Raw genomic sequence first — 26,874 nt, 5'->3', positions numbered from 1 at the left:
TTATAGAGATATTGTTTTTTGCATCATTAATAAAGACGTTTTGACATGTAGACCCCATCAAGGTAATATCCAAATTTGCGATAATATTCGCGAGCGCCAATACCACTTATGATTGCCAGTTTTTTGTAGCCACTATTATATGATATTTTCTCTGCCTGTTCGAGCAGTTCGGAACCGTAACCTCTGTGCTGCCAGTATTTATTTTCTGAACTTCCAAACGGTGCCATTGAACCATAGACATGTAATTCCCTTACAACAGATGCATCCTGCAGTTCATTTCGGTGGGGTCTTGCAGGAAATCGAAGCCTCAGGAATCCTATTAGTATGTCCTGTTTTACATCTTCAAAAGCAAGAAAATGCTCTACTCCTCCACAGGAATTGTAGGATTCAACAGTAAACTCGATATTTTCATCACTGGGTTCAATACCTTTCAGGATGTTGTGTCCCACTTCCCTGCATCTGATACACCGGCATTTTCCACCTTTTTCCTGGAGACGTTCTCTTGCAAGTTGGCGGATATTGCTTTTTCTAACACCGGCAAATATCTGCTGGGATGGTATATCTCGCTGGATTCTCTGCAAACGCACCCATTTTGGAAGCATTGCTTTAACATCTGAAATCAGTTCGACGGCTTCATTGTCATCAAGAGCAGTGTATTCACCTCTTTCCCACATCTTATAGAGTTCAGTACCTTCTGTTACAAGAGTTGGATAAATCTTTAGGTAATCAGGCATAAATCGTGAATCATCAAACAATCTCTCAAATCCTCTAAGCTCGCGCTCATAATCCATGCCTGGAAGATTTGGCATCATGTGAAATCCAACTTTGAGCCCACTATCTCTTAACATACGGTTTGCTTCAGCAGTATCATTGACGGTATGTCCCCGTTTAATCCTTGAAAGTACAAAATCGTATACACTTTGGACACCGATTTCTACTTTTGTAGCACCCAGTTTCAAGATTCTGTCTATATGTTGGGTATTTGTCCAGTCAGGTCTGGTTTCAAAGGTTATGCCTATGTTTCTTATAGGAGCGTTTTCATTTGCCTTCTGCACCTCTTCAAGAGGTATATATGTCTGGGTTTTACCGATTTTATGGGCGTTATCTCTCCATGAAGTGTCATAGAAATCGTTCATTGCTTCAATGCATTTTTTGGTATACCATTCCTGATAATCTATAGGCCTTGATGTAAATGTACCACCCATAACGATAAGTTCAGCTTTGTCTATATCGTGTCCGATTTCTTTTAACTGGGATAAACGCGATGTGACCAGTTTATATGGGTCGTATTCATTACGAATAGCACGTCTGGTTGCAGGTTCAAGGCCCATGTAGCTTTGGGGGGAATTAAATTCTGAATCCGGTCCACCGGGACACGGGACACATACACCATGAGGACATGGGGCGGGAGAGGTCATTGCAGCAACCACTGCTACACCGGAGATAGTGCGTACAGGTTTACGGCGAAGTATCTCCATTGCTTGTTTTTGTTCTTTTTCAGTACCCACCGTTATGATGTCTGAATTTCTCGGAAGTGAGGAAAACCGATAGGCTGAACTCAATCTTTTCTTGGCTTTGTTCAATTCTGTGTTGCTGGTTATTGTACCATCCAGTACCATTTCAAGAAGTTGTCTGCAAACCCGGTTAAAATCATCTGTATTTTCTGACATTTTTATTCAAAAAAGGTTATTTTATATGAAGGATTAATTAGTAAGGGTAATTAAAGTTTTTCAATACAAATCAGTTATCAGATATTCCAACTGTATACGTGCATTTGCAGCATCAAGTATGTGGAAATCAATCTCCGCGATTTTTTTAACCATATCAGCAACTTTCAGGTCGTTGTCACCGGATTCAACCGCTACATCATAAAGAGATTCCAGTATTTCGTATCCTGAAAAACCGCTTTCAATCAGCAAATTGTCTATAATTTTGTGTGCTGTGTCGATATCTTTGTTAACAGCCGCACTAAAAAGCTGGTCGATATTTTCTTTTTCGGGAATATCATTCAATACAGCTTCATAAATGTCCTGGAGGGATATATTTGTATCCTCATCCTTGGAATGCAAATACGCAATTTGTGTGGTGGTTAATGCTCTGGAAATGTTTCCTCTGGATACATACCAAAGCGCTTCGAGACCATCTTCTGTAAATTGTATGCCTTCGTTTTCTGCGATCGGTTGAATATAATCTTTAAGCTCTTTTTCGGTTACATAGGTAAAAAACAACCTTAAACCCCGGGACTTTAAGGGTTGTATAAGTTTTGACGGTTGGGTTGTAGAAAGTATGAACCTGCAGGTTGAGGTGTATTTTTCCATGATACGTCGAAGAGCTTGTTGGGAACTGGAATCCAGAGATTGTGCATCATCTATGAATATGATTTTATAATCAGAATCAATAGGTCGCATACTCGCATATTCATTGATAATTTGTTTGAATATGGATAGTACGCTCATGCGTATTTTTTTGGGGTCTTGAGTACCGATAATACGTGCAAATCGCCTATCTCTGACCAGATATCGTTTTCCCTGATCAAAGAAATCAGAAGCATTGAAATACGTAAAATTGTTTTCATAATGTTTACCATAGAGTTCATTTGCAAGTGCAAAAGCAGTGGATGATTTACCGGAATTAACAGGACCCTGAAAAATAAGGTGTGGAAGGTTATTGGACTTTAATATTTTTTTCAATGTATTGATTGAAAACTCATTACCTGCTATATCATCAAGTTTTTTCGGTTTGTATTTTACAGTCCAGATATCCTTCATCTAATCCACACCTTATTCTTATATCTCAGTACCGTCCGTGGTGGTATCTTTAAGCACCTCTTTTATGATTTTTCCGTAAACCGGTCTTGCAATGAACACACCGATTAACACACCTACAATAGTTGTAAGTGCAAAACCTCTCAGTGCACCAAAACCAAGAACCATTAGAGGTGACATGGCTATAATTGTTGTTGCTGCTGCACCAATTATAATTCCAAAGGCTTTGGTGATTCTTGAAAGATATATCTTTGTGGGAGGTAATTTCCCTTCGTATAATACCTCATCTGTTATGATTACCAGATGGTCAATACCTGTACCAATGGCGGCTATAATGCCTGCAATACTTGGAAGATCGAGCTGCCATCCGATAGCAGCGGAGAATCCTAGTATCATGACCGCTTCACTGAAGGATATTCCAACCATTGGGATAAGGATACGCTTTTCCCTGTATTTGTTATATATAACACCTGCGACTCCTATCAGAGCAAATAAACCTGCTAAAACTGCCAATGTTTTGAATTGTTCACCAAGTGATGCATCGATGTGTCCAGAACCGACGATTTCAACATTTACCGGTAACGCACCTGCCCTTAGGTGTATTTGGAGCTGTTCGGCTTCATCTTTTCCTTCTTCTCCTCCGCCAACTGATGATTGCCAGGAGTAGATAAGTGAATCCTGCAGAGTATTGGCTGCAGATGGACTTAACGGAGCACTATATATCTGCTCATCATCAAGATACATTTTTAGAGGATGTTCAGAAGGATTATTGATTGCACCTGTTTCTATAGCGGCTTTCTGGAGTGATTTTGCACCTGAGTCTGATAGAGTAAACGGAACATTCCATTGCTGATTCTGGAAGCTTGGTACCCCTACACTTTTTATTTCTTCACCATACAGGACATGACGGGTTCTGTTGCCTTCGGTAACAATCCGTATTTCGAATTTACCGGGTTGCTGGGCAACCTCTTTTGCAGTGGCAAGATCAACACCGGCAAAATCAATCAGAATGTAATTTTCACCGGCACTGCGTACGGGTATATCTTTCAGACCAAGGGCGTTCAGTTTTTCACTCAGTGTTTCTTTAGTAAGTTCTCTTGTATCTTCAGTAACGCCTTGTCGGTATAGTGGAGACCCTTCTGGACCTGTTACAATTGATCCATCAACTTTTTGCATCAGGTTTTGTAGTTCCTGCTGTGAAACAGAAGTTCGTATTTCATACTCTGTACTGTCCTGTCGGGGCAAAGGTACTACTTCAGTATCCAAAGCATTGGATAAATAAGAAGTAATCAGTCTTTGCTTTGTGGTCTGGATTTCAACATTGGTCTGGTTATCTTCTCTGTTTATAGAAGCCTGACCAATATTTAAAAGGTTTATCTGCGACTGGGTAAGGGAGCTGTTTGTAACAAATGTTACAGTTCCGGTGGTACTGTCATCTGGAGGTATATTTACATTGGTTATTGTAATATCTGCATCTATTGAGGATTCGACAATATCTTCCACCATTTTACCGGAGTCACCATCAACCTGAGCGATAGCCCCCTGAAGCTGTAACTGGAGCCATGAACCCCCTTCAAGGTCGAGTCCATAATTAAGGTTTGATTGTGCACCTTCACCGGGGACGTATATAGGCTGTATAGCAATAAGGGACGCTATAATAGCTAATATAAAAATTTGAACGCGCCTGTCTCTCAGCAGACTACCGTTTTCTTCATCATCACTCATGCTTTTGACCTCCTGCCTTTACCTTTTCCAAGATGCCATCTCAGTACCCCGGTGTTAAACACCCATGTATTTAACAGGTCTGCGGCTAATCCGAAGATAAGCACTACGGATATGTCGGATAAAATACTCACTTGAGAAATCCAGGGTATGATAAGATATGTATAGGTTGATATGAGATAAAGCATAACAACTGCTGAAAGTGTAGTAGTTGTCATGATAACTCCGGTATGCATTGCTCTGGTTATTTTTTCATCAAGGTTACCCTTTCTCTTTAACAAACGATTGTTGAGCAATATATCACTGTCTACAGAATATCCTATAATCATTAATAATGCTGCAACCGTGCCAAAAGACAGTTCAATTCCTGTAAGGTTCATAAGTGCGGCAGCAATTGTTATATCAGAAACAGCAGAAGCGATAACTACAAACGAAGGTACAGGGGTTCTGAATATCAGATAAACCACAGCAGCCATACCTATAAACGAAATAAGTAATGCCATCAGTGCCTGCCTTTGTAGGGATTCCCCGTACACAGGTCCAATCTGTCGTATTTCTACATTTGAATATTTGGATGATATCTCATCTTCAATAGCAATTTGCTGCTCACTACCCATAGGCCCAAACTGCATAACCACCCTGTCACCTGTTTTACGCAAATCCTGTATGGGAAACTCGGAATACTGTTCTTCCAGATAATCAGTAGAATCCTCTGTGGTCATGGCAATCATGGAACCGCCTTCAAATTCCATTCCGAGTCTAACAGGGGAACCGCTGCTAAAAAACATCAATCCTATAATTAAAAGTGAAACCAGAAAAACTGCAACAGGTAGCATTATAACCTGCCGGTTGTTATGATTTTTTACAAATGAATCCAGACTTTCTATCAGACCAAATCTCATGGTTAATAACTCCAAATTAACTAAATTTTAAAGTAACCCTTCATACTCTTCAAACCTCTGATACTGTAAAGGACACGATTTATTTTTAAAAATTTCCTTCCAATTGTTTGGGAGATTAGACGCTTATAATTATATATACCACTTTTTATTTTATGAATATTGATGACAGATAATGAGGATAGACTCAGTATAGATGAATATTTTCTTGAGATAGCATCGGTTGTTGCAAAACGAGCTACATGCCTGCGTAACAGGGTAGGCGCTGTTATTGTAAGGGACAAGCGAATTATATCTACCGGTTATAACGGAGCACCGAGTAACCTTGAACATTGTCTTGATATTGGTTGTATTAGACAGCAGTATAATATAGAGTCAGGAACACAGCATGAAAAGTGTCGTGCAGTTCATGCCGAACAAAACGCTATTATCCAGGCGGCTCTTCATGGTGTAAGTACCGACAATGCAACTATCTACTGCACTCATCAGCCCTGTATACTATGTGCTAAAATGATAATCAATGCCAATATAAAAAAGGTAATTTATTTTTCAGATTATCCTGATGATGAAGCACTGAACTTCCTTTCAGATGCGGGAATCGAAACTATTAATTTCAGTCAGGAATTTGACTGATTCAAACAGCGTAATCCCTTTTTGATTATATCTTCATCGTCTGGACGATGCATCTCTTTAACCGTTCTTTTTTCCTCGGTTAAAATATCCATCCCTCTTACAACTATCACAGGGTTACCGCCATCTCCTTCTCCCATCAGCAGATTGGCAGTACCGGCAATTTCATCCGCAACAGCCTCTTCTGTGATTTCAAGAGCATTACCGTAAAGGTCTGTTTCACCGCGCCAGTTCTTGATTGCCGGAATTTGATATACACCCACTGCTACGCCTGTCTGTCCGATTTTAAATGCCCTGCCGTTTGTATCTGTAATGATAACTCCTAACTGTTTGCCGGTAAGTTCTGTAAGACGTTTACCTATCAGTTCAGCACTTTCATCAGGATTTTCCGGTAGGTCGAGAATGAAACCTTTTTCTATATTTGAGTCATCTATGCCAGCATTTATACAGACGTTTCCATTACATGTTTCAACAAGCATTATTGGGGATTCGACAAGGCATTCTCTACTTCTGTTAAGAATCACCTGTACAAAAGCAGGAGTAAAACGGTTTTTGTTTGCAATTCTTACCGCATTTTCAGAAGGTTTTATGTCTTCAAGTTTGAATACCTGACCTTCGGATTTGGCTACAATTGTGGAAGCGATTACAGCAATATCTCCGTCATCCAACTCGATGTTATTACTTATTATTTCTGCAAGGTCATCGCCCTTTTTAATCAGGGGTATATTATCTACAGTAAACGCTTCTAATTTCAATTATATTCCTCTTTTAGATTATAGCAGTTAAAAGTAGCAGTAGGAATATATAATATCATCTATATAACATCTATTGTGCGGCGATGATGAAAGTTACCCCGACTGAGTAAAAGTATGATGAATATCTAATCTCTGATGCCGCCAATATATCAAAAAAAGTAGTGGATAAATCGATTCAATTCAATTATCCACATTATTCAACAGTAATTTTGTGTTCCTGTTCTTTTTCAGACTTTGGTAAAGTGACTTTCAGCACTCCACCTTCAAGTTTGGCACTTGCGTTTTCTTCATCTACAGTTACAGGTAATGGGACAGTTCTATAAAATTCACTGTAGGTTCTCTCTTTGCGGTAATATCCTTTTTCTTCGGTTTCGGACTCTTCACTGCGTTTGGCACTGATTTCTAAGGTATCGTCTCTTACTGTAATATCAACGCCATTTTTATCTATACCCGGCATGTCAGCGGTAACAACAACATTTTTGTCCTCTTCTTTTACATCTACAAGCGGCGAGAATGTTGTACCTGTAACGCCGCTGAATCCTCCAAGTGCAAATCGGTTGAATAAATCACTTAAATAATCCTGAGTTTCTCTGATTTCTTCAAAGGGGTCTCTTCGTCTTATTCCGGTAGATCCTCGTCTTATCATTTCAGCCATTGTATATCACCTCCATTTTGTTTATTCGACTGTAATTTTCTTTTCTTCTTTCTCACTGGCTTTTGGTAGAGTAATTTTAAGGACACCGTCTTCAAGTTTGGCACTTGCTCCCTCTTCGGTTACAGATGCAGGCAGTGGTACAGCTCTGGAGAATGCTCGGTATGTACGTTCTTTTCTGTAAAATCCTTCTTCTTCAGATTCGGATTCTTCTTTATGCTGGGCATTAATTTCTACCATGTCGTCTCTGACATTGATGTCCACATCTTCTTTGTTTACACCCGGCATATCAGCGCTAACAACAACATTGTTATCCTCTTCTTTGACATCTACAAGTGGTGCAAAGGTTTCACTTTCTGCCCATTCTGCAGGCATAAGGTTCTCGAATAAATCACTTAAATGCTGCTGGGTTTCTCTAAGTTCTTCAAAAGGATCCCATGAGAATAACGATGGTCCTTTTGCGATTCCTGTGGGTCTCCTTCTTCTCATTCCTGTAGGTCCTCTTCTTATCATTTCAGCCATTTATAATCCCCCTTTTATTGTACGGTTATTTTATGTTCTTTTTCTAATTTGGGTAATGTAACTTTTAGTACACCGTTTTCAAGTTTTGCACTTGCACCTTCTTCAGTAACTGCCTCTGGTAATACTATAGTTCTTGAGAATCCTTCATATGTACGTTCCTGTCTGTAATATACTTCTTCAGTGGATTCTTTACTACATTTTGCATTAATCTGTACAGTGTTATCACTGACCGTTATATCAATGTCTTCTTTATTAACTCCTGGTAAATCGGCATTGATTATAATGTTATTATCTTCATCTTTGATATCTACCAGCGGAGCTAATGTTCTTCCAGCAAGCATTTCTCCACCTGGTGCAAATCTATCCAGTGCTCGTGTTATATCTTCTACTGGATCCCATCTGATTATACCACGTGTCATAATCTCCACTCCTTGCGTTATGTACCCCTGTTTTTACTCCGTTCAAGTTTGAACCATTATCTAAATTGTCAGTACTACTATAAAAAAGTTTTGGTTAAAGAATTATAAAAAAAGGTTAATAGATGCTGTTTATTATTGGTTGAGCTCTAACATTATATTTATAATGTTGTCGCCATTTACTGTTTTCAGGCATCCATTTATCATGGATTTTTCATTAAACGAGTCGACTTCATCGGGCTGTTTAATTATTGTGGAATAAATTGCAAACGGAACAGGGTCTGATGTATGGGTATTCAGAGATATAGGGGTGGGATGGTCGGGTGTAACCAGTATTGTATAATCTTCATTCAATTTATCATTTTGTACAAATTCAAGAATTTTGCCGACTACAATTCTGTCAAAATCTTCAATTGCCTGTGTTTTGGCATCGATACTTCCCATATGACCCGCTTCATCTGGAGCTTCAACATGTACAATAGCAACGTCATGGTTTTGAAGTGATTCAATGGCGTATTCTGCTTTCCCTGAATAGTTTGTGTCCAAATACCCGGTCGCACCGGGGACATCTACCACATCAAGGCCTGCATATGTACCTATCCCTTTTATAAGGTCAACAGCTGATATTATAGACCCAGATAACCCATATAGTTTTTTAAAATGCGGAATTTCTGGTGCATAACCCTGACCCCATAGCCATATTGAATTTGCTGGAGATTTCCCGCTTTTAATGCGGTCAGTATTTATCTGGTGGTCTTTGAGAACCATGTATGACCTGTCAATCAAATCAGAAAGAGTTCCAGAATCCTTGCCTGAAGGCATATGGGAATTTTTGTCTTTACCCATAATGTCATGCGGAGGTGTACAGTTCGCATCTGCGCCAATGTTATTTTTGGCAACCATGAGATGTTTGTAACTCATACCTGGATAGAAATGGATATTAGCGTTTCCAAGTTGCTGGTTTATCTCTTTAATCAGAATTTTTGAGTCTTCAGTTGTTATATGTCCTGCACTGTAGTCTTTTATAATATCATTATTTATTGTAATAAGGTTGCATCTAAAAGCCACATCATCTTTATCAAGTGTTATACCCATGCTTGCCGCTTCAAGAGGGGCTCTTCCTGTGTAGTATTTTTTTGTGTCATAGCCGATAATAGACATGTTAGCAACATCACTTCCGGGATGCATGCCCTCGGGAACAGTTTTAGCAAATCCGGTAATGCCGTATTTTGCAATATAATCCATATTCGGGGTTTTTGCGTTTTGTAGGATAGTTTGGTTGTCCAGTTCTTTGATGGGATAATCACCCATTCCGTCTCCTATAAGTACTATGTATTTCATCTGTTCACCTTGATTGCAGAGTATAACACCAATAAATTAATTTATCAATGCCCTAAATATAAAAAGGACATTAAAATAATTCCAACAAATAACAGTTGTTGATTTATCTATGAGATATATATATTTTGTACTTATAGCTTTAGTATTATCTGGTTTAGCATCCACAACAGTATCTGCACAGGAATCAGATGTAATGATACACTATTCTAAGGATTCACTGGATATCGGAGATACCTATTCACTGGATCAGGGTTATTCCTTCAAAGTGCGTGATATCAATGATGGAACAGGAAATAGCTGGATAGAACTCTATTTTAACGGTGAAAAAGTTGATACAGATGACCAGTTTAGTAAAGAAAACGACCCATTTGAATATAGAAAAACTGTAACTGAAAATGGAGATGAAAAACAACATCTTATAATTCGTATTACTCCTGCTGAATTAATAGAAACTTCAAATGATGTATCGGTAAAATACAAAATTGAACAATATTTAGACCCTGAAATAGATACCGATAATTACTTTATAATTGATGATACAGAATCAGTTAACAATATCAATCCACTGGAGCTTGAAAACAACTATACACTTCATGTTGGTAATTTTGGTCAAGAATCAGCAGTTTTAACATTAAAAAAGGATGGTTCTACTGTCAAAGAAACAGAAACTAATGTAGGCGATTATTTTACATACACAAAAGAGACCAGGACTGGTAGTACAACGATATTTTTGGCTAAATTGAGTGAATTATTTACAAGTAAAGATTACGATACAGTTTTCCTTGAAAAGATGACTCTCAGAAAGCATTACAATTTTAATTCCAGTTCAGGTATTGATTCTGATATCACTTTAAACACAACAGTAAAGGATTTGGACGGTGATGGGCTTACAAGGGGTGACAAGGCAATTATTTCCTACACACTTAAAAACGGCAATTTTTCTGAAGTAGAGGTTGAACTTGAGGGTAAACAGATAGATCTCAGAAATGATGTGGATTCAGGTACTTATGTGACTTTAACCGGTAATTTGACCAGTGGTGTTCATAATACAACTATTACAGCAGTTTCTGAAGAAGGTGTTAATAAAGAACAAACAAAAGAGTTTGTGGTTAAATCCACATCTGATAATTCGAATGAAGTAAGTTTGAATCTATCTGATAATTCTTCAAAGGTGGGTAATAAACTTAAAAATTTGGCAGGTTCAGTGTTTGACAGACTGACAACTAATAATACAGAGATAAATTCCAGTATAAATTCGGAAGATTCAAATTTAGCAGGAATATCTGAAAATGGCGGGTTGGTTACAGCTTTGTCGGCTGTTATAACAGTTGTTGTGTTTTCTATTCTGGCGTTTTTTATCCTGAGTTTGCTCAGATAAATATGGTCGTGAATGGAAAAACTATTATAAACACAGATTAATTGAGCTATCTATAATACAGCGGATAATCTATATCTTTAACTTTTATTAAAATAACGAATCGTAGTGACGGGATTAAATAATGAGAATTGTGATGAAATTTGGAGGTACATCCATTTCAGATGGCAATAACATAAGGCATGTAGCACAACTTTTGAAAGATTATTATGACTCTGGTTATGAGGTAGTTGCGGTAACATCTGCATTAGGAAGCGTAACTGATGGATTGCTTTCTAATGCAATTGAAGTATCCAAAAAAGGCAAGGTTTCACAGATTAAAGAATTTATCTCTGACCTTACTCATAAACATTACAGTGCTATTCATGAAGCTATAGATGATGAAGACATTATTGATGAAACCATCCAGACAATTGACTGCAGAGTTGATGAACTGGAAAAAGCGCTTATTGGTATATGTTATCTGGGTGAACTTACACCTCGTTCAATAGATTATATCTCTTCCTATGGTGAACGTCTGGCTGCTCCTATAGTATCAGGAGCAATCAGGTCTATTGGAATCAAATCAAAAATGTATACAGGCGGAGATGTAGGGATAGTAACCGATAATGAATATGGAAATGCCAAACCACTTGAACAGAGTTATCAGAAAGTGGGTGAAACACTCAGGCCAGTTCTTTCTGAATGTATACCTGTTGTGACAGGGTTTATTGCAGAAAACAAAGATGGTGTAATAACCACTCTCGGAAGAGGTGGTTCTGATTTTAGTGCATCAATCATAGGTGCGTCCATCGACGCAGATGAAATCTGGTTGTGGAAAGAAGTTCACGGTATAATGACTACAGACCCCAAGATAGTACCTGAAGCAAGGTCAATGTCTTGGATATCTTATGCAGAAGCAATGGAGCTTTCATATTTTGGAGCAAGAGTGCTTCATCCCAGAGCAATTGAACCTGCAATAAGGAACGGAATCCCGGTAAGGGTCAAAAACACTTTTGAACCTGATTTTTCCGGAACACTAGTAGTGTCCGAACAAAGACCAACAGAAGATGTGGTAAAAGCTGTTACCCTTATTAAAAAAGTATCACTTGTCAATATATCCGGTGCTGGAATGGTAGGTACTATCGGTACAGCAGCCAGAGTATTTAATTCGCTTGCAGATGCTAACGTAAACATTATAATGATAAGTCAGGCATCTTCTGAATCCAATATGTCTATAGTTGTCGATGAAGACCATCTGGAAGCAGCAGTAAATGCCATCAATTCAGAATTTGATAAAAATGTTATAAAGGATGTGACCTATGATAACAATATCTGTGTGGTTGCAGTTGTAGGTGCAGGCATGGCAGGCATACCAGGGGTATCTGGCAGAGTATTCAGTTCTCTTGGAAAAGATAATATCAATGTGATTACCATCAGTCAGGGATCTTCCCAGCATAATATTTCATTTGTAGTCAGTGAAGAGGAAGCATTTGACGCTGTAAGGGTATTGCATAAAGAGTTTGAACTTGAATCAAAGAAGCGGGAGGAAATAAATTGGGAAACCGTATGACATATTCGGATTCAGGTGTTGATATTAAAAAAGAAGAAGATTCCATCAAATCTATCACTAGCAAGATGAAATATAAACGTGAGGGGATAGGTGCACCACTGAGTGAAATCGGTCATTATTCTGGTCTTATTGATTTTGGTGAATATGCACTCGCATTGACAACCGATGGTGTTGGTACAAAGGTTCTGATTGCCAATGAAATGCAGAAATGGAACACGGTAGGCATTGATTGTATTGCAATGAATGTAAACGACCTGCTTGCTATTGGTGCTGAACCACTTTCATTTGTTGATTACCTTGCAGTGGAATCCTATAGCAAAGAATTTGCTGAACAGGTAGGAGAAGGTCTTGCAAAGGGAGCAGAAATTGCAAATATTTCGATAGTAGGTGGGGAAACGGCTACTCTGCCGGATATTATCAAAGGTTTTGACCTTGCAGGTACCTGTCTTGGAATGGTTGACAAATCCTCGATAATCACCGGGGACAATATTCAAGAGGGGGATGCAATAGTAGGGATACCAAGTAACGGAATCCATAGTAATGGATACACATTAGCAAGAAAGGTTATTGAAAACTCTGGTTATTCCTATTCTGACCAGTTCCCTTATAATACTTCCACTACAATAGGTGAAGAATTACTAAAGCCAACCCGTATTTATCTAGAAGTACTGGATGTGGTTAAAAAATTGGATGTACACGGTCTTGCTCATATTACAGGTAGCGGACTTTTGAAACTTAACAGGATTACAGAGATGGGATTCGATTTTTACGACCCGCTTGAAGTAAGCGACATTTTTAAATTCCTTCAGGAAAAAGGTAATATTGAAGATTTGGAAATGTATAAAACCTTTAACATGGGTATGGGATTTGTGATAATCCTCCCAGAAGAGCAGGCTGACGAAGCTGCCGATATGGTGGATGGTAAAGTAGTGGGCAGGATTGTTGAAAGTGGAATACGAGTTTCAGATCTTGTAATCGAACAATCATGAATAAGGATTCAATAATATGACATGTATAAGTGACCTACCCTACGAAATAGTTCTGAGCGGTGTAACACCTTCAGAAAGTGAAAAATACATAAAACAAAATTCAGATGAAACATTCTATGTACCGGGTGGGTATAAACTGCTGGGAGTGGTATTAAGAGGTGGTCATGAAATACCGGTGGGTGTAAAGGATTCTGACCTGCTTTTCCAGTATGTCAAACCGTGTTCAGGGTTATTTGTACTAAGAATTAGAAACGAACCTGATGAAGTAAAACGTTTGCGTTCGGATAAAACGGTAAAAACCAAAAAATAAGATTAAATTTGTGTTTTTTTACCGCTATTTTTTATCCATGTAAGGAATTTACTGGAAGGAAATTCATGTATAGTGGTTGCAATTATTAATCCATCACCGTATTCCCTGACGATCATTACAGGTTGGTTTTCATCGTTTTTATATAATACTTGCCCATCTGTTTCCGAAAAATATCCATCGCATTCGACTGGTTCGCTGAGGTCTTCAATTATGGATTGTGCTTCATTTTCTCCTACTTTTTGAAGCGGTGTGGACTTGTGTTTCTGTATATAGGTAAGCTGTACAGGTAACCACTGATAATGATATTCAGAGACCATAGGTCCAAATACTGTAACTATACCACCGTTTTTCAGGAATTTTTCAAATGATTTGTTGTTCTGTTCAATACCTGAAGAAATTGTAGTGTACTGTGGATTGGCAAAACCAGTGGGAATTATAACCGATTTGCATGGGGGCAGGAATGGTGTCCCCAGAGAACTGGACATAACCCGTTTACAGCCAAGTTCATTTTCCTGAAAAAGTTTTTCAAATAATGTTTTTGTATCCCATAAGAGCATAATGTCTGTCATGAACTGGATGTAGGATCATGCTCTTATAAAGAATTTGTTTTTTAAAAATTAGAAAAAAGAGAAACTGGTAGTTATACCAGTTTGTACAATGGATGTTCTTCCATTGCAAGTTCTACACCAAGTTCTTTGGCATTTTCACCAAGTATGATGTCAACCATTGCAGTGGCAGGGAAAACGGTCTTTGCGTTTTCAATCGGACCATAGAGCTGGAAATTGGATCCAAGTGTCTGGGCAACAAGATTTGTACCAACATCAGCAGGCATATATGCTTCTTTGTGTTCTTTCTTGAACTGCTTCATCCAATCCCATGCAGACGACATATTGTGATATCCACCACCGGCAGGAAGCCCTAAATGACCTTTGACTGTGGTGACGCTTCTCATTGAAGCACCAGCACCTGCACCGAGTGGGGTTGCTGCTACATCTACCAGTGGTTTGGTAATACCGCTTTCTCTTGCAATTTCGAGCAATCCTTTTTCTATACCGCCGCCACCTTCTTCGAGTATGTCCATTTTACCTTTTACAGATGGGTCAGTTGCATTGAATGCAAGTACAATTGAAGCTTCCATGTCACTCTGGCTGACAGCCTCAATTTCATCTTCGTGGATGCTTGCATTAATTGAGTTGTGGATTGCACGGTCAGCAACTCCAATTTCTGTAACATATCTGGCGGCTTCTGCACGTACACTTCCATCAGATGAATCAATCAAAAATGGTGTACTGTCATCTACTTCTACAAACCAGTCTATGTAATTTCTGATTGCTTCTTTTGTTTCCCCAACAATCTGGTTAACGTAGGGATTGCCGGTAATATCTCCCATTTCTTCCTGTGTTTTCCAGAGTTCTTCGGCGGCTTCTTTGTCAAATTCTCCTTTTTCTTCATCAGTTACGATTTTATGTCGGTTATAAAACATTGTGCCTACCAGAACAGTAGGGTATTCTCCGGGTTGTCCTCCAAAATGGACATCTCCTACTTTGAAGACTTCCTGTTTTTTGTCAAATCTAAACATTTAAACACCTCTTAATCAGAACATTGATGATACTGAAATATAGATTAAAAATATCAGTATTCCAGTGACTGCTCCATACAGGATACCTATATCTCTGCCTATCTTTTTACCTATACGCTGTGCTATTTCGCTGTTGGCAAACTCAACCTTCTCATCTATACGGTCGAGTTTTTTAACCACTTCATTATAGTCATCAGGGTCTACAATTACACTCGGTATACTCCTATTTTCATCACTGTCGCTCATTTATACCACCTGCCAGACCAGGAACGGGATTACAAGTGTCAAAATTATTGTAATTATAAAACCAATTGCAAACCCTATAGCACCAGTTGCAGATGCACCGGAGTCTAATTTCTGGTTCCTTGCAATTAATTGACCTCTGTAACGAATCTTTTCTACAACGGATTCGATGGGTCCCATTAATGGGTTTATAACTTTGGGTACACCCTGTCCGTATTCCTCTTCTTCTGCCATATTACATACCTCCAAACAACAGGAGTCCAAGGACAAACAGTGATAGGACCAGTCCTACCATGATGCCTTCGATTTTACCGGCAAGTACACCAGAATGAAGTTTGTTCATTTCACCTGCATTAATCATATCCTTTTCGATGTTTCTGATTCTTGCCTGTATGGTTGCGATTTCAGCGGACATCGGCTTGATTCCGCCTTCCTCTTCTTCTTCCTCTTCTTCTTCGAGCTGTATAATCATTGGCTCGGCATCAAAGGCACCAGGGTCTTTTTCAGCAAGTTCTTTGATTTTTGATGTAATGGTGTTAAGGTCTTCAGTACCTACCAAATCCACACATTCTTCAAGCTGCTGCTGGATTCTTTCTACAGATTCTTCTGTAAGATTTTCAACATAAGGAATGGCACCAGTAGAGCCTACAATTCTGTTGTCTTTAACACCATTTTTATGAAGCATCAGCATTGCTTCACCGGTGATATGTCCCTTAACCTCTGCACCGGTGACAATCAGGTAACGGATGTTTGGATTTGATATGATGTGTGATACCACTTTTTCAAGACCCAAATTTTCTGTTTTACAGGGTCCAACAATAGAAGCTCCTGCATCAAGCATTGGCTGGCCTTCAAGATGGGAACCACATGTAATAACTGCAACACAGTTATTGGGGTCTCCTACCTCGTATTCACCTTTAAGAATTGGCCACCCTTCAGCAGGTTCTCTTTTTTCTGCCATTTTATAAACCTCCTCCGAACTGGCCCATGGCGTACAGAGCTATGATGATAATTGTTGCAAATATCAGACCCACGATTATGCCGTAGAAAGCGTTGGATATAATTCCTGCATAATACGAGGTGTGTTCACGCCCGGGATTAGAATTAAGCAACGGCATATTCGGAGACAAAGAATTAACCATATCATCTGCAACTTTATCCAGTTCATCCAGTTGTTCCAGTATTGGATCCATGGAGTATGATATTACATCTTCTCTTTCTGCTGCTACCAAACCGCTCATCGGGTCCATTACCAGATTCACTTCAGGTGCTACATGTACGGTGGTCATTCTAACTCCTCCTCGGTTGGTAGTACTCCAGTTCCAACCACTTTATGCGCATCTCTTTTGATGTATTCATAGAATTTCGAGAATGCAGTGTACCAGATAAATGCACCAACCAGAATTGTTGGTATAGATGCGGCACCAGCTGTAGTTGTTGCTACAATTCCTGCAATAATTACAGCTATAGCACCTTTTTCAAAACCAGTTGACAATGTACGGTCTTGGTGTTCATCAGGTCCAAGATTGGCATTGAACGGATGCAGTATAGAGAGAGCACCGATTATGAATATCATAGCGATATATCCAGTACCAATGACATTGGGCAATATAGTTTCAATCATGAATGTACCTGACATAGTAGTACTGAGAGCAACAATGGTAAGGCTACCAGCACCTGCAATTTCAGTCATGGATTGCTCCATGATAGGAATGCCCATGCCGATGATACGGTTGGCAAGTATACCAATCACCAGGCCGATGATGCATGCAGTAACAAATGATATGATAGGTCCTGCTATACTTCCTACTGCCATTCCAAAGAGGGATGCAACCATACCAGTACCAATTGCCAACATCCCTATTGACGGAACACCTGTACCAAGTCCATAATTACTGACTCTTCTTACAGCAGATGCACCCCATACAATGGAGCATATTGCACCTAGTCCAGCGATAAACGAAAATGCTGAACCGATTGCATTTACAAGGAAATAAGCTGCATAAATTCCTACGAGAGCGCCTATAATACCAAATATGATTATTTTGTTGTGGTCAATTCCACCTGTTGCTGGTCCGCCAGATCCTCCTGCAGACATTTTACAGACCTCCTATGGCGAGTACGCCTATAATTGCACACATAAATGTTGCAATTATGGATGATATTACTGCTCTGTACCATTTTTTGAATTTGGGGTCGTGGAAACCTTCTGTGGTTCCTCCGATGTTGTATGAAGGTATAACTGCGTTTATGAAGAAAATACCAACAGCAAAGATACCTGCTAAACCGGCAAGGTCTGTCATACCTATGTTATTGGTGACATTAACCAGTGAATAATAAACCAGTGATCCACCAAGACCACCAAGACCTCCGCCGATTATTCCACTGATATAGGATGCAGTCGGCAGGGCGTGTCCTTCAGTACCCTGTGAGGAATAGATGTCTTGCTGGTCTTTTGTAATCGGATCATATTTGGATTTACCACCGGCAGGGGGTACACCAACTCCAAAAACGTATACCATCTGTCCAATAATCATGGTACTTCCAATCATTAACATTGCACCGACTGCACCAGATGCAAGGACGATTGCAATACTGTTTGTAAGTCCTAAAACTGTACCGGCGGTAATTAGTCCGGTTAAACCCGCACCGGCAGCCAATTGCACAGTACCAGTTCCAATACCTGGGGCTTGTGCCATTGCTGCAGGTGCACCTCCGACAGGAACAAAATGAACACTAAACGAAACAAGTGTGCCCCCGATAGTAATAAGAAGCACATATAATAGGTTGGCTGAAAGAATTCCTACGATATCTATCATGCAGTCACCTCTTCACTTTCTTCTTCCTGGTAGGGGCCATAGGTACTGCGTGCCCAGGTTTCGATGATTCGATTTCCGATTATCAAAATAGCAACTATTAACAAGCCGGCAATTACTGAAAGCCAGCCCATTGTTATACTTTCCCCGGGATTGAATACGGTTGTTACCCATCCACTGAGGAAAACGGTCATACCAAATGCAATTCCTGTGACAGGTCCTCCGAATTTTGAACAGAACCAAGCGTTGTCGATACCGTTTCTGAGACCTGATTCACCGTGTCTAACAATATCTCCAGAATTGGCAGCGTTTATACCAGATCCGAATTCAACGTTCTGGTATTCTCGTTCAGCACCGTAGTGTACATCACCAGTGGATGAACCAATCGCACCAACAGTAATACCCCAAATAAACGCAAGAAGCGGCAATGGGAACGGATGATTGAGCACCGATGACATTAGATAGGATATAACCAGTATAAAGAATGTGGTTAAAAATGCATATCCTATGATGACAGGTGTATGCGACCTAACAATATCAAGGTACAATGGTTGTTTAAAACGTTTCTGACTGGAAACTCTACCCATAAATGATGATGCTGCATATGTTCCATGTATAACTGCGGCAATAGCTGCACCAAATGTAATTGCAAAAACCACAGACAAACCATATGCACTCATCATAACTGAAGCTATGGTACCTCCAATCGCACACATTAGAGCGTTTGATGGTGGTTCTCCAGAAATAGCTTTGTTGTATATTCTATGTGGATGCATCATTTGGGGTGCAAGTTGCACTTGAGAGTTGGGATTACTTTGCGATCCAACATCAGATTCAAGATCCTCTGTAGCGCCAGCAATGGTTGCTGCAGCTCCCATAAGTGCCAGTACACCCATACCTAAGAGTGGGTCCATTCATTTTCCTCCTTTCTTTTTATGATTATAAATCAGTGTAAAAAACTGTAATAAGCATCTCCTGATGTGGGTATGCTGTATTATAATCGATAGGGAATAGACTTTGTTAACTTGATTGGATAATCTCAAATCATTCATAAAGCTTTTGGTTTTTGATTTAAAATCAACACCCGATAATATTGTTTTTAAATATTTAAACTTTATATTTCGTCAATTTTATACAACAAATTTTTTGTTACTTTGATTTCCTACTAACCAAAACCATTATTTAACCAGTTACCAGTTTTTTAGATATGATAATCGGAGCATCATCACTTGCAGGAAGTGTATACCAGTTAAAGCATGAAGTTGACTCTATAGAACTCTATATACCAAAAATGGGGCTTTATAACGGTTCGAAATTGCAGGATGATGAATTCAAAAAGGTATATGATGAATTGTCCACATCCAACGCCTTTACATCCATGCATGCTCCATATTTTGCAGATGTAGATACCTATCCTGACGATTTGCTTGTTGATACGACAATTATGGATGATAAGCAGTTTGGATTAATGGAAGAATCAATAAAACTTGCCAATAAACTGGATACAAGAGTAGTAGTAATACATCCGGGTAAAATCCATCAGGACAGATATAGATCGTTTTCAAAAATGGTGGATAATCTCAAATCACTTGCATCAACAGCATCAGATTATGGAGTAATGTTGGGTCTTGAAAATAAAGAAGGTACCGATACAAACAATTTATGCTGCGATGCAGATGAACTTTTACAGGCAGTTGAAGAAGTAAATTCAGATTATCTTGGTGTGACTTTTGATATCGGTCATGCAAATCTTACATGTGGTGGGGATAATCAAAAACTGCGGTATTTTGCAAACAGAATATCAAAGTATGTAGTTCATATGCATCTTCATGATAATTATGGATTATGGACAAAGGATTATGACGGTGACTTACATCAGGCACCTGGAAAATGTACGATAGATTTTTCGATACTTGAAGATATTAAAGGATACAGGGGTATTTATAATCTGGAAGTATTTTCAATTGATGATGTAGTTGCCGGTAAAAAAATAATAAATAATTTGAGAGTTTAATCAGTCAAGTTCGCATATTGGAGAATTGAGTATCATGGATTTGTTAAGATGGCTTACATACCGTGCCTGAACCCTTGATATATATAGAGTATTCTCACCAATATCGATTTTTATATCCGATGGTTTAGGGGGTTTCAGCGAAGTAGGTATCAGGATAGGCCCACCACAGGTTGTGGACAATCGGAAATCCTTATCGTTGTTAAGTATAAATTCTTCAAGGTCTGGTTCTACTGTAATGTTTGTTTCCGAGTCAATCATGTAAACTTACTAACGTTTAAATAATTATATATATTTTGGTAATTATGGCATCACTGGATTAAAAATATCAGCCAACTTTAAATTTAATGAAGTTACATTTGTTTAATATGTTAATGCGTGATAGAGGAAAACTGGTAATCTGGCCGGTATATCTGGACCGGACAAGAACGAGAAGCGATGGTCGAATCATATCAAAGAAAAAGTCCGTTAGAGAACCAGAACTTAAAGAAATCGAAAAAGCTGCATCCAAACTGGGGTTGAACCCTGAAGTAGAAGAAGATAAAGCCTATCCCAGATCATGGTGGGAAGTAAGCGGAAGAGTGATGGTTGATAAAACAGCTCCAAAATCATATCTTTTAAAACAGATAGCAAAAATAATTAAAGAAAACCGGGAAGGTGGCAAATAATCCAGTATCCACTGCCCATCAACCGGTTTTATGATGGATTTTCGGGTCATGGTTATATCTATATTCAGGAAACATGTGATTTTTATGGATCCTAATTTTTTAAAGTACCATCCCGAATCCAATACCTATATTATCAGGAAACAGGCGTTTTTTGAAGATGACGTGAATATTAACGGTAACCTGATAACAGGTATAGGGGTAAATTTTTGGAAAGATTTAGATGTTAACGGTTCTCTAAAACTTGGAAAAGGTTCTGTGATAAGAGGTAATGTTAGAGCAGATGATGCACTTATAGGTCCGTATTCAAAGATAGACGGCAATCTGGAAATAAAAAACACTATTAAAATTCTTGATGGTGCTGTGGTAAAATCTGTGATATGCGGCGGGGAAATGAGCGTAAGACCGGGATGTAGGATAGGATTTGTTAAAGCTGAAAAAACTCTGGAATTGATTGGCAATGTGGATGTCAAAGAAATAGAACGCGGTACAAGGGTAATTATACGTACAGAATAAAATATTATTCTTTAACTCTTTCTTCTGCCAGTATTTTTAAAACCCTGTCTCTGAATTGATTAGTATCGGGGCTTGTACGGTTTCTTGGTCTTGGCAAGTTCACATCAATTATATTTGTAATTTTCCCGGGTCTTGAAGTTAACATAACAATTTTATCTGCAAGGAATACTGCCTCATCTACACTATGTGTTACAAATGCAATAGTTATCTGTTTTTTCTCCCATATGTCCAGTAATTCACTCTGCAGCACATTTCTTGTCTGTGCATCCAGCGACCCGAAAGGTTCATCCATGAGTAATACTTCGGGATCATTTGCAAGAGCTCTTGCGATTGCTACTCTCTGCCTCATTCCGCCTGATAATTCGTATGGGTAACTGTTTTTGAATTGTTCAAGACCTACAAGTTTTAGATATTCTTCAGCAATTTCTTCTGATTTGTTTTTATCCATGCCCTGCATTTCAGGTCCAAATGTAATGTTTCGTATAACGGTTCTCCAAGGAAACAGTGAATATTCCTGAAAAACCATTCCACGTTTTGGGTCAGGTTTGGTGATTTTTTCACCATCAAGAGTAACTTTACCGCTACTTGGATTTTCTAGCCCTGCAATAATCCTTAGTAATGTAGTTTTACCACAGCCGGAAGGTCCTATTATGCATACAAATTCTTTATCTTTTATTTCTAGATTCAAGTCTTTAAGTGCTTGAGTTTTGTATCCTTCCCGATTGATAAAATATTGTGAGACGTTTTCAATACTTACTTTTCCCAATTATACCACAACACCGGATTGCCATTTAAGAAGTCGTTTGTCTATGTACTTTCGGAACACTTTATCAATGGTAAGACCCAGTATACCGAGCATGAACATGTACATGAGGACAAAATCCATCTGATGCAGACCATAATGCCACCAAAGTTTATATCCAAGCCCGTTTTTGCTGACTCCGAAAAATTCTGCGGCAACTAGACACATCCATCCTACACCCATTCCGATTCTTATACCTGCTGTTATGGATGGTAGTGATGAAGGAAATGCAATATGCCTTATAAGGCTTCTCTGTTTTACACATCCAAGAACTTTTGCCGCTTCGACATTTATTTTTGAAACACTTTTAAAACCTGTATAAGTGTTTATAATTATAGGAAATACTGCTCCTACAAAAATTACAAATCCTGCGGCTGTATGTGTAAGCCCCAGCCATACCAGTGCAAAGGGAATCCACGCAAGGGGAGGTATAGGTCTAAGGATTTCAATTATCGGGTCAGAAATACGATTTACAGTTTTAAACCATCCCATCACGATTCCTACAGGGATTCCTATAAGCAGTGCAGCAATAACACCAATTCCAAAATGCATCAGACTGATTGAAAAATCAATGAATAAAGTGCCGCTTTCAACAGTACTTATAAAAGATGAGACCACATCAAAAAAACTTGGAAGAAGCAGCTCTCTTTTGATGATAAATTCTGCTACAATCTGCCACAGTGTAACTGCTACAATCAGCGATGTGATTTCTGGAGCGTTTTTTTGAGCTACTTCTTTAAGTTTCATTATGACCACGTTGATTTATTTCAACACCGGTAAGTAATTCTAATTTATTTATTTATTCATTCCTATCTTTTCAGGATGTATCTATGGATTCATAAAAACTTGTATTAAACATGTCACTTCTTTTGAGATTTTTGTCTATGTATCCAAGTTCATACTGTACCTGTGCGTAATTTACAGTTGGGTCAACAATTGCTTTGGGGTCTGCAATCCATTGTCCATCCCATTCATTTAGGGATTTTTTAACCTGTGATACTTCCCAGCCTGTATAATTGGCAAATATCTGGGCGGCTTCATCCATGTGGTTTTTGTTATATTCTGTTGCTTCAACATGGGTTTTTACAATTTCTTTGGTAATTTCGGGGTTGTTATTTATGAGTTCATCACTAATAACCAATACACAGCAAGCATGTTCGTCCCACATTTTTCCGGATTCTACCACACTCTGTCCATTGTTTTCGCTTTCAATAATTGCTGGTGCAGGATGTGGTAGAAATACACCATCTACACGCTCAGCGGATATGGCTGAAATTGCGTCACCTGGACCCATGCCTACAATATCAACATCTTTGTCAGGGTCGAGACCGTTATCTTTCAGCCAGTTTCGAAGTATTGTATCCTGAATAGTGCCCGGTGGAAAAGTTGCAATTTTTAGCCCTTCAAGGTCTTGTGGTTCTTCATAATCTTCGGCAAATTCAGGGCGGAGTACCAGGCTTGATCCTTGTGTTTGTACACCTGCAACAATTTTTGCGTTCAAACCTTTATCAACAGCAGAGACAAAAGGTGCAGCGCCTACATAGGCAACATCGATGTCACCTGCAAGCATAGCCTGCATTTCCGGTGAACCGGTAGGAAATTCGTTTTCATTAACAGTCTCTATACCGTGGGGTTCAAGATTGTCTTCCCACCATCCTTTTTCTGCAGCAGTCATATAGGCGATCTGGTGAGTACTTGGCTGGTATCCAAATGTTAGCTGGTTTATATCTTGTTCACCATCACCAGCACATCCTGAAAGGATTATAGCGGTAAGAATTATAATGGAAATGGATATTATTTTGGAGTGATTTTTCAATGGTTCCACCTCTTTTTTAATTATTTGTCAAGTAATTGTTAATTATCGCTTATACACCTTATATATGATTTACCGTAAGCGCCACATTTTTGACCTTAAAGTATTAATAATTCTATGTTAAAGCCTAATGAGGATAATTAATTTGTAAAAATGAGAATTTAAAATGATGCCTGCAAACAAAATTATAGAAGCAGCCTTTGAATCGGATGAGTCCTTTCAGAATACGCTTTCAAAAGTGGTTAAAGATGAACTTGGTTTGACGATAGCTGAATTTTCAGAAAAAGCAGATGTTCCGGTAAGTACACTTTATAAAATATTGTCCGGTAACAGAGAACCCAATTTGAAAACATTACGCCAGATTGTAAAAACCGCGGATAACTTAACAAAATCTGAGACTGAAGAATTTATTGGTGTAATTGCAGCCCGACCTGTGCTGGATAATATCAACGAAACAAAAAGGAAGGTACAGGGCAAAACCATTACAATCAGGGAGTATTCAGCTACTTCTATAGAAGATGCTATTATAGTTGCGGTACAGGCGGAAAGAGAAGGAGCAAAAGCACTGGTCTGTGCTCCAATTGTCAGTTCAACAGTTGAAAAAATTATCAGGGTGCCGGTAACAACTATAATGCCAAGAAAAAGTATTGTTGAAGCAATTGAAATCGCGGTTCAAAAAATAGGTGGAAGGTATTGGATGTAAAACTTACCGGATTTTTCCGATAAGTTCTGTTATTCTTCCTCTAACCATTTCAATCGTCCATCCTCCTTTTGTAAACATATATCCAAGTCCGGCAGCAATAGCACCGATTATGCCTATTGAATACAGTATGATGTTGGAATTCTCTTCTACTTTGAAAGAACCTGTAAGTTCACCGATTTCTACTGAGTAGTTACCTGCTTGTTCTTTTGAATGATTAAACTGCACTGTGGTATTATCACCAACATTAAGGTTAATCTGCTTTGAGTCCACAACACTGCCATTTACTACAAGTTCAACATTATAATCACCTGAGACTTCTCCAGTGTTTGTGGCGTTGGCTGAAATCTTTACGGTTTCACCGGGACTTACTGTGGAGGGATTAATTTTCAGGTCTGAAAATTCAAAATCAGCCATCAATTCAAGAACTTCGATGTTTTCTTCGGCTTCTTTATATCCCTCTTTGGATACTGTTATTTTATGGAATCCAATTTCTGTTGTAGTGTAGGAAAGCTTTCCATTTTCATTTGTTTCTCCAATACGGCTCTGGTCAAAGAAAACGTCAGCATTTTCAATCGGCTCGTTGCCGATAGCTCTGGTGACTGTTATATTTATAACATCACCTTCAAAGATGTCTTCTGAATCGACACTGACACTCATTTTTTCTTTAGCTTCTTCTGGTATTTCTACATCAACCTGACCGCTTGCTGACACGTATCCCGGTTTTTCAGCTGTTATTGTGTAGGTGCCGGTATCTTCGGGTGTGTATTCTAAAGTTCCATCTGTGGATGTTTCTCCAACATTTTCACCATTGTAACTGATTTCGGCGTTCTCAATTGCTGCACCTCGAGAAGTCACAGTTATTGTGAATGTTTCTCCTCTTATTGCGGTATCAGGGATATCAAGATTCAGTGATTCACCACGCTCGGTTGTAACTTCTACAAAGGGATAGTATCTCAGTGTATCGGAGTCAGCGACCTTGAACTTGATATCTCCCATGATATTAATTGTATCTCCTTTATCAAGGGTGATGGAACCATCATTTGTCATTTTTATACTGTTTCTTCCGATGTTGTTAATTTTCATTTTTCCATAGGAATCACCATTTTCTATTTCTGTATATTCATCAGAAATCTGGAATATTCCATCAACAAAGACGGCATTTGTTTCCTGACCTCTAAATATTTCAGAGAAGTGGACTGCAATTATTGGGACATCATCAGTAGAACCGAGGTCTTTTTCATATACGTATTCTTCACCACTGGATATGATATCCTGTTCTATCAGTTCACCACCATTTCTAAGTTCTATGAAAACATTATCTCCGTTAACGTCTACTTCGTTTATATTCAGTGTATATCCTTCTTCAAGTATTAATGATGAACCTGTGTAAATGGACTTTTGTTCTTCGCTATCTATCAGTGCTTTAGACAATTGACCATCTGATAATGGACTAATGTCATCATTTGTAAATTCAGTGTTGTTTTCATCATTGCTTTCATGGTAACCTGCAAAATATTTTTCAGCCATGAACCCTATGACTTTGTATTTGCCCCAGTCTTCATATTCAAATTCAACATTAACAGCATCACTAATATAATCTAATCCGATATCATCACCAGTATCATCAGTGACTTTAAGTGATTCTGTTTGAAGTCCTTCATCAATATCGTAATAGAACCCTTCAAAGTTGAGTGGTGTCCATTTATTGACATCCATTCCATCTTCTTCAAATACAGTACCACGAATTTCATATGTTCCTGGTTCAGTCCTGTCAACAAAAGGTGCAAATCTTAAGGTC

General features: G+C 38.7%; 32 protein-coding genes. 9 read left to right on the top strand and 23 right to left on the bottom strand.

Annotated elements, in window-relative coordinates; genetic code table 11:
- Nucleotides 1-26: 26 nt before the first annotated feature.
- Genes QZ276_RS10990 through QZ276_RS10975 form a run of 4 tightly spaced genes read right to left on the bottom strand, consistent with a single transcriptional unit; the run spans nt 27 to nt 5,389 of the window.
- A complete protein-coding gene (locus QZ276_RS10990; RefSeq protein WP_292487951.1) occupies nt 27-1,670 on the bottom strand; it encodes a tRNA uridine(34) 5-carboxymethylaminomethyl modification radical SAM/GNAT enzyme Elp3 in 1,644 nt (547 codons plus the stop codon).
- 60 nt (nt 1,671-1,730) lie between these two features.
- Nucleotides 1,731-2,768, bottom strand: a complete 1,038-nt coding sequence (locus tag QZ276_RS10985) for an AAA family ATPase (RefSeq protein ID WP_292487950.1) — start codon at nt 2,766-2,768, stop codon at nt 1,731-1,733.
- An 18-nt stretch (nt 2,769-2,786) separates the two neighbouring features.
- Nucleotides 2,787-4,490 (bottom strand): preprotein translocase subunit SecD, encoded by a 1,704-nt coding sequence (locus QZ276_RS10980; protein WP_292487949.1) that lies wholly within the window; start codon nt 4,488-4,490, stop codon nt 2,787-2,789.
- A complete protein-coding gene (locus QZ276_RS10975) occupies nt 4,487-5,389 on the bottom strand; it encodes a protein translocase subunit SecF (protein WP_292487948.1) in 903 nt (300 codons plus the stop codon). The genes QZ276_RS10980 and QZ276_RS10975 overlap by 4 nt, the downstream gene beginning before the upstream one ends.
- 162 nt (nt 5,390-5,551) lie before the next feature.
- Between QZ276_RS10975 and QZ276_RS10970 the strand changes: the two genes are divergently transcribed.
- A complete protein-coding gene (locus tag QZ276_RS10970) occupies nt 5,552-6,019 on the top strand; it encodes a cytidine/deoxycytidylate deaminase family protein (protein ID WP_292487947.1) in 468 nt (155 codons plus the stop codon).
- Here the strand turns inward: QZ276_RS10970 and QZ276_RS10965 are convergent.
- From QZ276_RS10965 to QZ276_RS10945, 5 genes are all read right to left on the bottom strand, one after another.
- A complete protein-coding gene (locus QZ276_RS10965) occupies nt 6,004-6,771 on the bottom strand; it encodes a coenzyme F420-0:L-glutamate ligase (RefSeq protein WP_292487946.1) in 768 nt (255 codons plus the stop codon). The genes QZ276_RS10970 and QZ276_RS10965 overlap by 16 nt on opposite strands.
- A gap of 193 nt (nt 6,772-6,964) precedes the next feature.
- Complete coding sequence (locus tag QZ276_RS10960; RefSeq protein ID WP_292487945.1) at nt 6,965-7,426, bottom strand: Hsp20/alpha crystallin family protein; 462 nt, start codon at nt 7,424-7,426, stop codon at nt 6,965-6,967.
- A 21-nt stretch (nt 7,427-7,447) separates the two neighbouring features.
- Complete coding sequence (locus QZ276_RS10955) at nt 7,448-7,945, bottom strand: Hsp20/alpha crystallin family protein (protein ID WP_292487944.1); 498 nt, start codon at nt 7,943-7,945, stop codon at nt 7,448-7,450.
- Between the two features lie 14 nt (nt 7,946-7,959).
- Nucleotides 7,960-8,364, bottom strand: a complete 405-nt coding sequence (locus tag QZ276_RS10950; protein WP_292487943.1) for an Hsp20/alpha crystallin family protein — start codon at nt 8,362-8,364, stop codon at nt 7,960-7,962.
- 132 nt (nt 8,365-8,496) lie between these two features.
- A complete protein-coding gene (locus QZ276_RS10945; protein WP_292487941.1) occupies nt 8,497-9,702 on the bottom strand; it encodes a cofactor-independent phosphoglycerate mutase in 1,206 nt (401 codons plus the stop codon).
- 109 nt (nt 9,703-9,811) lie between these two features.
- On the opposite strand from QZ276_RS10945, the gene QZ276_RS10940 reads away from it, so the two are divergent.
- The 4 genes from QZ276_RS10940 to QZ276_RS10925 all read left to right on the top strand — a co-directional run bounded on the left by QZ276_RS10940 (nt 9,812) and on the right by QZ276_RS10925 (nt 13,928).
- Nucleotides 9,812-11,080 carry a hypothetical protein gene (locus QZ276_RS10940; protein ID WP_292487939.1) on the top strand — a complete coding sequence of 423 codons (1,269 nt, stop codon included), beginning with the start codon at nt 9,812-9,814 and terminating at the stop codon, nt 11,078-11,080.
- A gap of 121 nt (nt 11,081-11,201) precedes the next feature.
- Nucleotides 11,202-12,629, top strand: coding sequence for an aspartate kinase (locus tag QZ276_RS10935; RefSeq protein ID WP_292487938.1), 1,428 nt, complete (start codon nt 11,202-11,204; stop codon nt 12,627-12,629).
- Nucleotides 12,626-13,618: a phosphoribosylformylglycinamidine cyclo-ligase gene (gene purM / locus QZ276_RS10930; protein ID WP_292488111.1), complete on the top strand. Its 993-nt coding sequence runs from the start codon at nt 12,626-12,628 to the stop codon at nt 13,616-13,618. The genes QZ276_RS10935 and purM overlap by 4 nt, the downstream gene beginning before the upstream one ends.
- 16 nt (nt 13,619-13,634) lie before the next feature.
- Entirely contained in the window at nt 13,635-13,928 is a 294-nt protein-coding gene (locus QZ276_RS10925; RefSeq protein ID WP_292487936.1) for a DUF1894 domain-containing protein, read from the top strand.
- 2 nt (nt 13,929-13,930) lie between these two features.
- Here the strand turns inward: QZ276_RS10925 and QZ276_RS10920 are convergent, their stop codons facing one another.
- From QZ276_RS10920 to mtrE, 9 genes are all read right to left on the bottom strand, one after another.
- Nucleotides 13,931-14,497, bottom strand: coding sequence for a hypothetical protein (locus QZ276_RS10920; RefSeq protein WP_292487934.1), 567 nt, complete (start codon nt 14,495-14,497; stop codon nt 13,931-13,933).
- 71 nt (nt 14,498-14,568) lie between these two features.
- A complete protein-coding gene (gene mtrH, locus QZ276_RS10915) occupies nt 14,569-15,507 on the bottom strand; it encodes a tetrahydromethanopterin S-methyltransferase subunit H (RefSeq protein ID WP_292487932.1) in 939 nt (312 codons plus the stop codon).
- 15 nt (nt 15,508-15,522) lie between these two features.
- A complete protein-coding gene (gene mtrG / locus QZ276_RS10910; protein ID WP_292487930.1) occupies nt 15,523-15,753 on the bottom strand; it encodes a tetrahydromethanopterin S-methyltransferase subunit MtrG in 231 nt (76 codons plus the stop codon).
- Entirely contained in the window at nt 15,754-15,984 is a 231-nt protein-coding gene (locus QZ276_RS10905; RefSeq protein WP_292487928.1) for a tetrahydromethanopterin S-methyltransferase subunit F, read from the bottom strand.
- A 1-nt stretch (nt 15,985) separates the two neighbouring features.
- Nucleotides 15,986-16,711, bottom strand: coding sequence for a tetrahydromethanopterin S-methyltransferase subunit A (gene mtrA, locus QZ276_RS10900; RefSeq protein WP_292487926.1), 726 nt, complete (start codon nt 16,709-16,711; stop codon nt 15,986-15,988).
- Nucleotide 16,712: 1 nt separating this feature from the next.
- A complete protein-coding gene (locus tag QZ276_RS10895) occupies nt 16,713-17,039 on the bottom strand; it encodes a tetrahydromethanopterin S-methyltransferase subunit B (protein ID WP_292487924.1) in 327 nt (108 codons plus the stop codon).
- On the bottom strand, nt 17,036-17,848 hold the full coding sequence (gene mtrC, locus QZ276_RS10890; protein WP_292487922.1) for a tetrahydromethanopterin S-methyltransferase subunit MtrC: 813 nt from the start codon (nt 17,846-17,848) through the stop codon (nt 17,036-17,038). Before mtrC ends, QZ276_RS10895 begins: the two co-directional genes overlap by 4 nt.
- A gap of 1 nt (nt 17,849) precedes the next feature.
- Nucleotides 17,850-18,569 (bottom strand): tetrahydromethanopterin S-methyltransferase subunit D, encoded by a 720-nt coding sequence (gene mtrD, locus QZ276_RS10885; protein ID WP_292487920.1) that lies wholly within the window; start codon nt 18,567-18,569, stop codon nt 17,850-17,852.
- The gene (gene mtrE, locus QZ276_RS10880) at nt 18,566-19,480 is read right to left on the bottom strand and encodes a tetrahydromethanopterin S-methyltransferase subunit E (protein WP_292487918.1); all 915 of its coding nucleotides are present in this window, start codon (nt 19,478-19,480) and stop codon (nt 18,566-18,568) included. Before mtrE ends, mtrD begins: the two co-directional genes overlap by 4 nt.
- Nucleotides 19,481-19,773: 293 nt before the next feature.
- On the opposite strand from mtrE, the gene QZ276_RS10875 reads away from it, so the two are divergent.
- The gene (locus tag QZ276_RS10875) at nt 19,774-20,580 is read left to right on the top strand and encodes a sugar phosphate isomerase/epimerase family protein (RefSeq protein WP_292487916.1); all 807 of its coding nucleotides are present in this window, start codon (nt 19,774-19,776) and stop codon (nt 20,578-20,580) included.
- On the opposite strand, the gene QZ276_RS10870 is transcribed toward QZ276_RS10875, so the two are convergent.
- On the bottom strand, nt 20,581-20,838 hold the full coding sequence (locus QZ276_RS10870; protein WP_292487914.1) for a hypothetical protein: 258 nt from the start codon (nt 20,836-20,838) through the stop codon (nt 20,581-20,583).
- Between the two features lie 113 nt (nt 20,839-20,951).
- Here QZ276_RS10870 and QZ276_RS10865 point away from each other — a divergent pair, with 113 nt between their 5' ends.
- Both QZ276_RS10865 and QZ276_RS10860 read left to right on the top strand, forming a co-directional pair.
- Nucleotides 20,952-21,245: a signal recognition particle protein Srp19 gene (locus QZ276_RS10865; protein ID WP_049891303.1), complete on the top strand. Its 294-nt coding sequence runs from the start codon at nt 20,952-20,954 to the stop codon at nt 21,243-21,245.
- An 84-nt stretch (nt 21,246-21,329) separates the two neighbouring features.
- Nucleotides 21,330-21,758, top strand: a complete 429-nt coding sequence (locus tag QZ276_RS10860; protein WP_292487913.1) for a polymer-forming cytoskeletal protein — start codon at nt 21,330-21,332, stop codon at nt 21,756-21,758.
- 4 nt (nt 21,759-21,762) lie between these two features.
- Here the strand turns inward: QZ276_RS10860 and QZ276_RS10855 are convergent, their stop codons facing one another.
- From QZ276_RS10855 to QZ276_RS10845, 3 genes are all read right to left on the bottom strand, one after another.
- On the bottom strand, nt 21,763-22,524 hold the full coding sequence (locus tag QZ276_RS10855) for an ABC transporter ATP-binding protein (protein WP_292487911.1): 762 nt from the start codon (nt 22,522-22,524) through the stop codon (nt 21,763-21,765).
- Nucleotides 22,525-23,307, bottom strand: coding sequence for an ABC transporter permease (locus QZ276_RS10850; protein WP_292487908.1), 783 nt, complete (start codon nt 23,305-23,307; stop codon nt 22,525-22,527). It abuts the gene before it with no gap.
- Nucleotides 23,308-23,377: 70 nt separating this feature from the next.
- Entirely contained in the window at nt 23,378-24,376 is a 999-nt protein-coding gene (locus QZ276_RS10845) for an ABC transporter substrate-binding protein (RefSeq protein WP_292487906.1), read from the bottom strand.
- 163 nt (nt 24,377-24,539) lie between these two features.
- Here QZ276_RS10845 and QZ276_RS10840 point away from each other — a divergent pair, with 163 nt between their 5' ends.
- Entirely contained in the window at nt 24,540-25,076 is a 537-nt protein-coding gene (locus QZ276_RS10840; protein WP_292487904.1) for a helix-turn-helix domain-containing protein, read from the top strand.
- A gap of 3 nt (nt 25,077-25,079) precedes the next feature.
- Here the strand turns inward: QZ276_RS10840 and QZ276_RS10835 are convergent.
- A partial coding sequence (locus QZ276_RS10835) for an S-layer protein domain-containing protein (protein ID WP_292487903.1) occupies nt 25,080-26,874 on the bottom strand: 1,795 nt, incomplete at its 5' end.

Origin of the sequence: Methanohalobium sp. (genome assembly GCF_018609725.1) — an archaeon.
GTDB lineage: Archaea > Halobacteriota > Methanosarcinia > Methanosarcinales > Methanosarcinaceae > Methanohalobium.
This window is presented reverse-complemented; position numbering and strand designations above follow the sequence as displayed.

Coding starts and splice junctions, on each gene's coding strand:
- QZ276_RS10990 (WP_292487951.1), bottom strand. CDS start 1,670: ATGTCAGAAAATACAGATGATTTTAACCGGGTTTGCAGACAACTTCTT.
- QZ276_RS10985 (WP_292487950.1), bottom strand. CDS start 2,768: ATGAAGGATATCTGGACTGTAAAATACAAACCGAAAAAACTTGATGAT.
- QZ276_RS10980 (WP_292487949.1), bottom strand. CDS start 4,490: ATGAGTGATGATGAAGAAAACGGTAGTCTGCTGAGAGACAGGCGCGTT.
- QZ276_RS10975 (WP_292487948.1), bottom strand. CDS start 5,389: ATGAGATTTGGTCTGATAGAAAGTCTGGATTCATTTGTAAAAAATCAT.
- QZ276_RS10970 (WP_292487947.1), top strand. CDS start 5,552: ATGACAGATAATGAGGATAGACTCAGTATAGATGAATATTTTCTTGAG.
- QZ276_RS10960 (WP_292487945.1), bottom strand. CDS start 7,426: ATGGCTGAAATGATAAGACGAGGATCTACCGGAATAAGACGAAGAGAC.
- QZ276_RS10955 (WP_292487944.1), bottom strand. CDS start 7,945: ATGGCTGAAATGATAAGAAGAGGACCTACAGGAATGAGAAGAAGGAGA.
- QZ276_RS10950 (WP_292487943.1), bottom strand. CDS start 8,364: ATGACACGTGGTATAATCAGATGGGATCCAGTAGAAGATATAACACGA.
- QZ276_RS10945 (WP_292487941.1), bottom strand. CDS start 9,702: ATGAAATACATAGTACTTATAGGAGACGGAATGGGTGATTATCCCATC.
- QZ276_RS10940 (WP_292487939.1), top strand. CDS start 9,812: ATGAGATATATATATTTTGTACTTATAGCTTTAGTATTATCTGGTTTA.
- QZ276_RS10935 (WP_292487938.1), top strand. CDS start 11,202: ATGAGAATTGTGATGAAATTTGGAGGTACATCCATTTCAGATGGCAAT.
- purM (WP_292488111.1), top strand. CDS start 12,626: ATGACATATTCGGATTCAGGTGTTGATATTAAAAAAGAAGAAGATTCC.
- QZ276_RS10925 (WP_292487936.1), top strand. CDS start 13,635: ATGACATGTATAAGTGACCTACCCTACGAAATAGTTCTGAGCGGTGTA.
- QZ276_RS10920 (WP_292487934.1), bottom strand. CDS start 14,497: ATGACAGACATTATGCTCTTATGGGATACAAAAACATTATTTGAAAAA.
- mtrH (WP_292487932.1), bottom strand. CDS start 15,507: ATGTTTAGATTTGACAAAAAACAGGAAGTCTTCAAAGTAGGAGATGTC.
- mtrG (WP_292487930.1), bottom strand. CDS start 15,753: ATGAGCGACAGTGATGAAAATAGGAGTATACCGAGTGTAATTGTAGAC.
- QZ276_RS10905 (WP_292487928.1), bottom strand. CDS start 15,984: ATGGCAGAAGAAGAGGAATACGGACAGGGTGTACCCAAAGTTATAAAC.
- mtrA (WP_292487926.1), bottom strand. CDS start 16,711: ATGGCAGAAAAAAGAGAACCTGCTGAAGGGTGGCCAATTCTTAAAGGT.
- QZ276_RS10895 (WP_292487924.1), bottom strand. CDS start 17,039: ATGACCACCGTACATGTAGCACCTGAAGTGAATCTGGTAATGGACCCG.
- mtrC (WP_292487922.1), bottom strand. CDS start 17,848: ATGTCTGCAGGAGGATCTGGCGGACCAGCAACAGGTGGAATTGACCAC.
- mtrD (WP_292487920.1), bottom strand. CDS start 18,569: ATGATAGATATCGTAGGAATTCTTTCAGCCAACCTATTATATGTGCTT.
- mtrE (WP_292487918.1), bottom strand. CDS start 19,480: ATGGACCCACTCTTAGGTATGGGTGTACTGGCACTTATGGGAGCTGCA.
- QZ276_RS10875 (WP_292487916.1), top strand. CDS start 19,774: ATGATAATCGGAGCATCATCACTTGCAGGAAGTGTATACCAGTTAAAG.
- QZ276_RS10870 (WP_292487914.1), bottom strand. CDS start 20,838: ATGATTGACTCGGAAACAAACATTACAGTAGAACCAGACCTTGAAGAA.
- QZ276_RS10865 (WP_049891303.1), top strand. CDS start 20,952: ATGCGTGATAGAGGAAAACTGGTAATCTGGCCGGTATATCTGGACCGG.
- QZ276_RS10860 (WP_292487913.1), top strand. CDS start 21,330: ATGGATCCTAATTTTTTAAAGTACCATCCCGAATCCAATACCTATATT.
- QZ276_RS10850 (WP_292487908.1), bottom strand. CDS start 23,307: ATGAAACTTAAAGAAGTAGCTCAAAAAAACGCTCCAGAAATCACATCG.
- QZ276_RS10840 (WP_292487904.1), top strand. CDS start 24,540: ATGATGCCTGCAAACAAAATTATAGAAGCAGCCTTTGAATCGGATGAG.